The 8788-nt window shown below is 46.2% G+C and carries 7 protein-coding genes; 2 read left to right on the top strand and 5 right to left on the bottom strand.

Features of this window, described 5'->3' with window-relative positions; all coding sequences use genetic code 11:
• Positions 1 to 308: 308 nt before the first annotated feature.
• From V6C93_RS16095 to V6C93_RS16085, 3 genes are all read right to left on the bottom strand, one after another.
• Positions 309 to 1091 carry an SDR family NAD(P)-dependent oxidoreductase gene (locus tag V6C93_RS16095; protein WP_333477682.1) on the bottom strand — a complete coding sequence of 261 codons (783 nt, stop codon included), beginning with the start codon at positions 1089 to 1091 and terminating at the stop codon, positions 309 to 311.
• Between the two features lie 112 nt (positions 1092 to 1203).
• Positions 1204 to 3777, bottom strand: coding sequence for a right-handed parallel beta-helix repeat-containing protein (locus V6C93_RS16090; protein ID WP_333477681.1), 2574 nt, complete (start codon positions 3775 to 3777; stop codon positions 1204 to 1206).
• Between the two features lie 129 nt (positions 3778 to 3906).
• Complete coding sequence (locus tag V6C93_RS16085) at positions 3907 to 4053, bottom strand: hypothetical protein (protein WP_333477680.1); 147 nt, start codon at positions 4051 to 4053, stop codon at positions 3907 to 3909.
• Here V6C93_RS16085 and V6C93_RS16080 point away from each other — a divergent pair.
• Complete coding sequence (locus V6C93_RS16080) at positions 4047 to 4379, top strand: hypothetical protein (RefSeq protein ID WP_333477679.1); 333 nt, start codon at positions 4047 to 4049, stop codon at positions 4377 to 4379. The genes V6C93_RS16085 and V6C93_RS16080 overlap by 7 nt on opposite strands.
• A 33-nt stretch (positions 4380 to 4412) precedes the next feature.
• On the opposite strand, the gene V6C93_RS16075 is transcribed toward V6C93_RS16080, so the two are convergent.
• The gene (locus V6C93_RS16075; RefSeq protein WP_333477678.1) at positions 4413 to 4697 is read right to left on the bottom strand and encodes a DUF427 domain-containing protein; all 285 of its coding nucleotides are present in this window, start codon (positions 4695 to 4697) and stop codon (positions 4413 to 4415) included.
• A gap of 450 nt (positions 4698 to 5147) precedes the next feature.
• Between V6C93_RS16075 and recQ the strand changes: the two genes are divergently transcribed.
• Complete coding sequence (gene recQ / locus V6C93_RS16070; RefSeq protein WP_333477677.1) at positions 5148 to 7277, top strand: DNA helicase RecQ; 2130 nt, start codon at positions 5148 to 5150, stop codon at positions 7275 to 7277.
• A gap of 44 nt (positions 7278 to 7321) precedes the next feature.
• Here the strand turns inward: recQ and V6C93_RS16065 are convergent, their stop codons facing one another.
• Positions 7322 to 8191, bottom strand: a complete 870-nt coding sequence (locus V6C93_RS16065) for a hypothetical protein (protein WP_333477676.1) — start codon at positions 8189 to 8191, stop codon at positions 7322 to 7324.
• Between the last annotated feature and the right edge of the window lie 597 nt (positions 8192 to 8788).

The following is an 8788-nucleotide window of genomic DNA, read 5'->3' as shown; positions in this document are numbered from 1 at the left end:
ACAATAGGTATGATAAATAACTTCAGTTGCTTTTACAAAAATATCATATCTAGTATTTACTGAATCATTAACTCTAGGATGAGGAATAATAAATAAGAATTCTTCGCAGAGCCATCCTGTTGTAAAAGCAAGCGTTGCTTGATTAAGTACTGTATCTTCTGGTAGTCTTAGTGGCAGTTGAAAAGGTTTTTCGCAATTTTAAGCTGGTGGATTTACAAGCTCGACCTATCATATCATCGTCTCGCTGATGGGTTCGGACACACATTTAGGGGGTTAGCATGAATAACGTAGCAAAGTCTGCGGGTACTTCACGCTTGCAATAATGACTCACCACCATCAATCCACATCTCCGTGCCAGTAATATGGCTGGAAGCATCCGAGGCCAAAAATAACACGAGCTGAGCCACCTGCTCAGAGGAGCCAGGTTTGCCATCTGTCAGTGGAATCCTACCCTCAGGAAACTCCACCGGTTCCTTAATCTCCTCTAAATCCCGTTGCTCAGTACTTTCATCAATATTAGTGGTAATGGCTCCCGGACAAATCACATTCACACGGATACGGTGCTTTGCCAGCTCTAAAGCCACCATTTTGGTAAAGGCAACTTGAGCGGCTTTCGTGCAAGAGTAAGCCGTAGCTCCCGTATTGCTAAAGATGCGTGTGCCATTAACCGAGGAAGTAATAATCACTGAGCCACCCTGTTTTTTCAGGTAAGGCACAGCATACTTTACCGTGAGAAAGGTGCCTGTGAGATTGACATTAATCGTTTTATTCCACTCTTGAGGTTCCAACTCCTCAATGGGTGCCCAGACACCGTTAATTCCGGCGTTCGCAAAAACGATATCCAGACGCCCCCATTGATTCACAATCGTTTGTATAGCTTGTTGCATCTCATCGGGATGGGAGATATCGGCACAGACGGGTATAGCTTCACCACCAGCCTGTTGTATTTTGGTGACTGTTTCTTGGAGTTCATCCTCAGTTCGACCCAAAGCGGCGATTTTTGCCCCTTCTTGCGCCAGCAGCAGGGAAGCAGCCTTCCCGATACCAGAACCGGCACCTGTAATTAATGCGACTTTCCCTGCTAGCTGCATGGCCTGTTCTCCCTTAATTCCCTAATTTGATGTTCGATAAAGGGAGAAAGTGAATCATCCCTCTGGTGAGGGAAGTCTGAAGCCGTCTGAAGTTTGAGGAAGTCATGTAATTTCAGACTTCATCTATATTCCTAGTACTGCGGACATAACCTCCTTGGGCAATTTCCCATGCACCATCTGCGTTTCCTGTCAAGTTACAGTCTTCAACGGTGGCTTCACCTTTGTTATAGACAGCGATCGCTTTCCCTCCGTTTTGATTAATTTGACAACGTCGGATAATTAATTTGGCTCCCTGTCCGATCCCGACTCCAGAACTGCCGTTTTCAAAGATATCGCAGTCCTCCACCGTGCCTCTGGCATTGTTGGAAACCCAAATTCCATTCCATTTCCCTTCATAGATGTGGCAGCGGCGGATGATGGGGTTAGCGGTCGGGCCACCAATGGCAACTACGCTATAGTTTGAGTTGGCTGTAATATTACAGTCTTCGAGGATGAGCTGCCCTTGGGAAATATCAACGGTGTAATGTCTCCCCATCTCACTCAGTGTTAAGCCACGTACCAAGGCAGAATCAGTTTGCATCCGCAGGCAATTGGAGTCCTCGCTTTGGATAATGATGGCTTCGACATCCCCGTCACCAATGATTTCTAGAGACTTGTCGATAATCAGACTTTCTTGGTATAACCCTGGACGGATGAAAATGCGATCGCCCTCTTGAGCGTTTCGGATCGCTTCACGAATGGTACGATAGTCTCCCTCACCCTGTTGAGACACAATCCAACCCGTATCCTGGGAAACTTGTGGAGCTGAGGTTGATACCTGCATCAGCGGTAAGACTTCAGCTGGCTGAGATTGGATCGGTTCAGGCTGTGGGGGAACCTGCTCTAATTGGTTTTGCAGCTCCGACTTTTGCGATCGCAGTTGCTCACGCTGTTGGCTAACCTGGGCTACTTGGCGTTGCAGTTTGGCAAGTTGGGAGTTCAATTGAGTGCGTTCCTGCTGGAGGGTGAGAAACTGGTTTTGCAGTTCCGCTAATTCCGGCTGTAGCGGCATAAGCTCCTGCTGAATGCCGTCAATTTGCTGGCGCAGTTGCGAGAGTTGAGAGTGGAGTTGCTCACGCTCTTGAGTAAGACTTTCCAATTTACTTTGCAGTTCCGGCAGTTGGAAGCTCAGGTACTCACACTCTTGCTGTGTCTTCTCGAATTGGCTTTGTAATTGAGGAAGTTGTAAGTCTAGTTGACTGCGCTCCTCTTGGACACTCAGAACTTGGTTTTGCAGTTGGGCGAACTCGGACGCTAGGGGTAGACGTTCCTGCTGGACGCTGTCAAGTTGCTGGCGTAGTTCCGACAGTTGAGAGCGCAGTTGCTCTCGTTCCTGTGTGAGGGTTTCTAGTTGAGTCTGAAATTTCAACACTTGGAAGTTCAAGTACTCACGTTCTTGAGCGCTTGTCTCTAACTGAGTTCGGAGTTGAGGAAGTTGTGAGTTCAGTTGGCTGCGCCCCTCTTGGACACTCAGAACTTGGTTTTGCAGTTGGGCGAACTCGAACTCTAGGGGCATACGCTCCTGCTGGACGCTGTCAATTTGCTGGCGTAGTTCCAACAGTTGAGAGTGTAGTTGCTCTCGTTCCTGTGTGAGGGTTTCTAGTTGAGTCTGAAGTTCCGATACTTGGAAGTTCAGGTACTCCCGCTCTTGAGCCGTTGACTCCACCTGTGTTCGGAGTTGAGGAAGTTGCAAGTGCAGTTGGCTGCGCTCCTGCTGAACACTAAGGACTTGGTTTTGCAGTTGTGAAAACTCCGTGTGTAGGGGTACACTCTCCTGCCGGATACTATCGATGTACTGGTGCAATTGTGATAGTTGCAAGTGTAGTTGCGATCGCTCCTGCATGAGAGTTTCTAGTTGGTTTTGCAATTGGGCAACTTGGAAATTTAGGTACTCACGCTCTTGAGTGGTTGTCTCTAGCTGATTTTGGAGTTGGGGAAGTTGAGAGTGCAGATCAGTGCGTCCGTGCTGTAAGGTAAGCAGTTGGTTTTGCAGTTGTGATAGCTCGGATTGTAGAGGTGCACGCTCTTGCTGGACGCTGTCAACCTGTTGATGCAGTTGTGACAGCTGGGAATACAGTTGTTCGCGCTCTTGAGTAATGCTTTGAATATGGCTTTGTAGTTCTGAAACTTGGAATTGCAGATACTCACGCTTTTGGTTGGCAGTCTCTAAATCGATTTGCAGCTCTGCAAGTTGGGTAGGGAATTCCCCTGGCTCCTGGTTGGTGTTCTCTAGCTGGCTGCGTAGCTCAGTGAGTTGGGTGTGTAAGGGTGTAATCGCTTGATAAACTGTCCCGAATTGGTTTTGCAGTTCTATTAATTGCGAGTTGAGTTGCCTACGTTCCCCATCGGTTGACTCTAACTGAGTTTGTAGGGTTGAGAGTTGAGAATGCAGTTGGGAGTAATTGTGTTGGATGGTTTCGAGCTGAGTGGGTAGGGTTGTGAGTTCAGCCGGAAGTGTGGTGCGTTCCTGTTCCTCCTGCTGTAGTTGCCTCTCTAGTCCATCTAAGCGTGTTTCAAACTGTAATAAAGCGTTTTTTGCTCGTTCATGGCTGATGCGGTTCCGTGCGTTTGTCTGCTTGTTCAACCAAATGGCTATGAAGCCCACGATCAAGCCTATCAAGCCTATGATTAAAATTAATTTGTCCATTGGCTATATTTGGTGTATAGAAATAATGGCTAGGGTGCCTGTGTCAACTCATCCAGGCTGAAGTATCACTATCTAAAAAATCATAAGACTCATTGAGTATGTCTTGGGGCTAAATCAAGTTTGTATTGTTTAAACTGTTTTTGTGGTAAAAAGTGATGATGTTTTCCTCAACAGAGCGATCGCTAAAGAGAGGATTGAGGCAATCTCATCCATACCCCCAAACAACACCCGCGTCAAGCGGCAAGCCAAAAATTTTGAGGACTCTGGTAATGTCATTTCATCAACAGAACATCAAAGCTTTCATTGAGCTGTTGAAAACGAAGCGATCGCTCTTTTCCCCTCAAGATTGGGCAACCTTGGATAAGCTCGCCACTGCCCTGCCTGAGGATGAAGAGAAGATATCAGAAATAATTGCCACTTGGTACGAAAAACGCCCCAAAATTCTGGATGCTCAGTTAGATATCCTCAACACGCTGCTGAATAATGAACTAAACGTGAGTCGAGCGGTCAACAGTACCTTAGCCAGTGCCAACGCTGAAGATGATGAAGATTATCGTGACGAGCTGATAAATGCCATTAAAAAAAGTAGAAAATTAACGTAGGGGCAAGGCATACCTTACCCCCAGGATGGCTAACTACACCTCAACTTTTACGCCCTTCCAGAATGCTACATAGCCTTCAATATTTTTTGCCGCATCTTTCGTTGTGGGATAGTACCAAGCGGCATCTTTGTTAACCTGTCCATCCACTTCAATGCTGTAGTAGCTAGCAACGCCCTTCCAAGGGCAGGTGGTGTGGGTATTGCTGTCCTTAAAGTACTCCTTATTGATGGCGTCGGGGGGGAAGTATTGATTGTTTTCCACGACTACGCACTTGTCGCTCTCGGCGAGAACTGCACCATTCCAGATTGCTTTTGGCATTGTTACTTAACTTAATAAAGTTTCTAACTACTATTATGAGGTGAAGCACTAGAAAAGTTTTACTGTCGCGAAACAGTGAATGGGTGGACGCGGCTGCCGTCTAATGCGCGATCGCCTACGACACTTAAACTTAAAGAGAGAATCCTTAAGAAGGAACCAGCATCTTATGGAGGCTTTCGGCTGACTCAATCCCCGTAAGGGGACTGAAACATGAAAATCATTCGCAGACGGCAAGCAAGGCTGACGTTAAGGCGGTCAATGCGTAGCGCAGTAAAAGTGAAATGATCTAAGAAAATCCGAAAGCAGTACCTCAAGAGGGGAAACCGATCCTTGCGACTGAAGTTATGAACACACCAGCAAACTCGGACGATGAGTACCAAGTTGGTGACTCTTGGTCAACTTCAGCCACCGGCCCTACGCCATAATCAATAAAGGTTCACCTCATTTACCATGCCCCAGTTTCACTCTCTGGAGGAAGCGCTCAAACATTTCTTTGGTTACGATGCCTTTCGTCCAGGGCAGCGACAGATTGTTGAACAAGCGCTCCAGAATCACGATTTACTGATTATCATGCCCACAGGTGGTGGGAAGTCCCTATGTTTCCAACTGCCAGCGCTGCTAAAACCCGGTTTAACAGTGGTGGTGTCGCCGTTAATTGCGCTGATGCAAGACCAAGTGGATGCCCTCGTGGATAATGGCATTGGGGCGACATTTCTCAATAGTACGCTCAGCTGGGACGATGTGCGATCGCGCGAACTCGCCATCCTCAACGGCAAAATTAAACTCCTTTATGTTGCACCCGAACGCTTACTGGGGGAGAAATTTCTACCATTTCTGGAGAAAGTGCGATCGCAAATTGGTATTTCCGCTTTTGCCATTGATGAAGCCCACTGCGTTTCTGAGTGGGGGCACGACTTCCGCCCAGAATATCGGCAAATGAGGCAACTGCGCCAACGTTATCCCGATATCCCCATTCTCGCCCTCACTGCCACCGCCACCAAACGTGTGCAACAGGATATCCTTGAACAACTGACGTTGCGGCAACCCGGAGTTCACATTGCCAGCTTCAACCGTCCCAACCTGTACTACGAAGTTCAACCCAAAGAACGCCACAGCTACAACCAGCTATTAAAAAAAATTAAATCCCATAAAGGCTCAGGCATTGTTTACTGCCTAAGTCGTCGTGCGGTGGATGAAGTCGCTTTTCGTCTCCAGAAAGATGGGATTGATGCATTGCCTTACCATGCCGGGATGAGTGATGAAGCCAGGGCAACCAATCAAACGCGCTTCATTCGGGATGACGTGCGGGTGATGGTAGCCACCATTGCTTTTGGTATGGGTATTAATAAGCCCGATGTGCGCTTCGTCATTCACTACGACTTACCTCACAACTTAGAGCGATACTATCAGGAATCAGGACGAGCGGGACGTGATGGGGAACCGGCACATTGTACCCTCTTCTTCGGTGCCGCTGATATCCGCACCATTGATTATCTCATCGAGCAAAAACCCGATCCCAAAGAACAACGAGTTGCCCATCAACAGTTGCGTCAGGTAATCGACTACGCCGAAGGAACCGACTGTCGCCGTACCATCCAATTACGCTACTTCGGCGAACGGTTTAAAGGGGATTGTGGGAACTGTGATAACTGTCGCAACCCCAAACCTGTAGAAGATTGGACAATTGAAGCGCAAAAGTTCCTCTCCTGTGTGGCGCGTTGCAAAGAACGGTTTGGGATGACACATATTATTGATGTGCTGCGGGGTTCGAGAAAGCAGAAAATCGAGCAGTACGGGCATCACCTGCTCTCTACCTACGGCATTGGCAAGGATAGAAGTGTCGATGCGTGGAAGATGTTGGCGCGATCGCTCTTACATCAAGGTTTAGTTGACGAGACGACCGATGGCTACCGTATCCTAAAGCTTAACAAACTGAGCTGGGAAATACTGCGGAGTCAGCGAACCGTTCAAATTGCCATCACTCAAACACCCGTCGCTAAAGCATTAGCCGAGATTAACCCCAGAAATGCCGAAATAGAAATCCTCTTTGAACGCCTGCGAAAGTTGCGTAAACACATAGCCGATACCCAATCTGTTGCACCTTATGTAATTTTTCCTGATTCCAGCCTCAGACTGATGGCACAGTTGCAACCTCAAACCCTTGAATCTTTTGCGAAAATTTCCGGTGTCGTGACGAATAAAGTCAATCAATACGGAAATACATTTGTTTCAGAAATCCGTGCCTTCTGTCAGGAACAAAAACTACCAGTGCCTCTGCCTTCTAACACTCACATGGTAACACTGCAATACTATCAGCAAGGATTGAGTGTTGAAGAAATTGCGCAAAAGCGCGGTTTTACCCCTCGCACAATTGTGACTCATTTGAGTGAGCTGTTAGAGATGCAACAACCCGTTGATATCAATCGAATGGTGTGTCCGGAGCGGCAAAATCAGATAGTGCAAGCCATTCAAACTGTCGGTGCTGATTCCCTAAAAATCATCCGGGAACATCTGGGAGAACAATACAGTTACGAAGAAATTCAATTGGTGCGAGCTTGGTGGCGGAGGGACAAGGTTTAAGGCTTGAGGTTAGGGTGATGGCTAGAGAACTAACCTAGTAATTTTTAATGTCCTCTTGTTTTCTCCTGGAGCGAACTCTGTGCCTGTGTGGTTCGTCTCACAAAAGGGGTAGGCAACCCAGAGTTAGTATAAGCATTTTTCTCTTTCAAGGGAAAGTGTTTGTCGATAAACGCAATCACTCGCTCTTCATTCTCTTTTGGATCTGTCCGAGAATCAATCTCTATTAGGGAGTCAGGTCTGAGTGCCTTAATATGGTTGAAAGTTGATTCAAAGAGACTAATAGCTTGGTCTGCTTTCTGGACTTGATACTCCTCGGTCTCATCTTCAAATTGCCACGATGAAAAGCCTTCCTGATGGGCGGCAGCAGCTCGACCCTGAATTCGTTCCATAGCTGTTTCCGTATCAATTTTTACGCAAACAAACAAATGATTTTCTTTCTCCATAAAACTGGAAATAAGCTTCCTTTGGGCAGCACTGGAGTATTGTTCACCAAACAAAGGTATTTGAATGTTATATTGAAGGGCTCCCTCTTCCAAGACAACGATATCATAGGGAGAATTCCAGATGTACTTTTTAAAAATTCCCCTCCAGTTCATGGGAGTCCTACTTGATTGCCAACTATATCGGTTCTGTGGCACAACACTAAGAGCATAACGATATGACCGGAAGGCTATTAGCGGAAATCGTAAGGCAGCAATTAGGTAAGAGAATTTTGAGTAATAACTGAGTTTTTCTAGTAATCCAATTGCTCTCGGTAAGTTGTTGAATCCGGATTTAATCATCCACTCGGCAGTTTGGTTTGTTGATGGGCATTTATAGCCTCGACGCTGCAACTCATCAATTACTAAGCGGGCGATAGTGGTTTTCCCAGCTCCCATCATTCCTAGAAACTCGATAACTATTGGCTGTGGCATGATACGCAATTTACTCCTTAATAGACAGCAAAAATTTGGCCTGTTGTCCCTAATGCATGGCAACAGAAGTTCTTCACCGATTCCGAGGAGGATGTTCTTCCTCTTCAATTGGCAACGGGTGCGATATTTCTGCAGTGTTGCAGTAGCCAATCTCCAGATTGGACTGTTTCAACAAGCGTTGGACTCAAGCTTTATTTTGAGAATTATTGAATGCTAATGGTTCCAAGTTCTTACTCTTTAGCAAGGTATAAAGTGTCATTCCTGATTGGTCATTAAGCACATGTCAGCCATTTTTTGTTGACTCTAGCATAACATTCCCTTTACCCTAACATAACCAAAGCTTTAGTAAATGACATCCTGTGGAATATTTAGTTCCGCACTCGCTGCAAGACGGACAGCCATTTAGAGATGATGGGCACTCATCCAGGTGGAAATCCGAATTTTAGGGTAATTCTTTCAATAAATTTATTTTCGCGACTTCTATTAGAATATATTCGCCACAATCCTTGATTATTAAGGCTTTTAGGAATTAATTTAAATAATATTTTTGCCCTTATAAGGCCAAGATTGCATGATTTAAGGAGGCAATAGGATTAA

The sequence above is a fragment of the Allocoleopsis sp. genome (assembly GCF_036703385.1).
Lineage (GTDB): Bacteria > Cyanobacteriota > Cyanobacteriia > Cyanobacteriales > Coleofasciculaceae > Allocoleopsis.
This window is presented reverse-complemented; position numbering and strand designations above follow the sequence as displayed.

Coding starts and splice junctions, on each gene's coding strand:
- V6C93_RS16095 (WP_333477682.1), bottom strand. CDS start 1,091: ATGCAGCTAGCAGGGAAAGTCGCATTAATTACAGGTGCCGGTTCTGGT.
- V6C93_RS16090 (WP_333477681.1), bottom strand. CDS start 3,777: ATGGACAAATTAATTTTAATCATAGGCTTGATAGGCTTGATCGTGGGC.
- V6C93_RS16080 (WP_333477679.1), top strand. CDS start 4,047: ATGTCATTTCATCAACAGAACATCAAAGCTTTCATTGAGCTGTTGAAA.
- V6C93_RS16085 (WP_333477680.1), bottom strand. CDS start 4,053: ATGACATTACCAGAGTCCTCAAAATTTTTGGCTTGCCGCTTGACGCGG.
- V6C93_RS16075 (WP_333477678.1), bottom strand. CDS start 4,697: ATGCCAAAAGCAATCTGGAATGGTGCAGTTCTCGCCGAGAGCGACAAG.
- recQ (WP_333477677.1), top strand. CDS start 5,148: ATGCCCCAGTTTCACTCTCTGGAGGAAGCGCTCAAACATTTCTTTGGT.
- V6C93_RS16065 (WP_333477676.1), bottom strand. CDS start 8,191: ATGCCACAGCCAATAGTTATCGAGTTTCTAGGAATGATGGGAGCTGGG.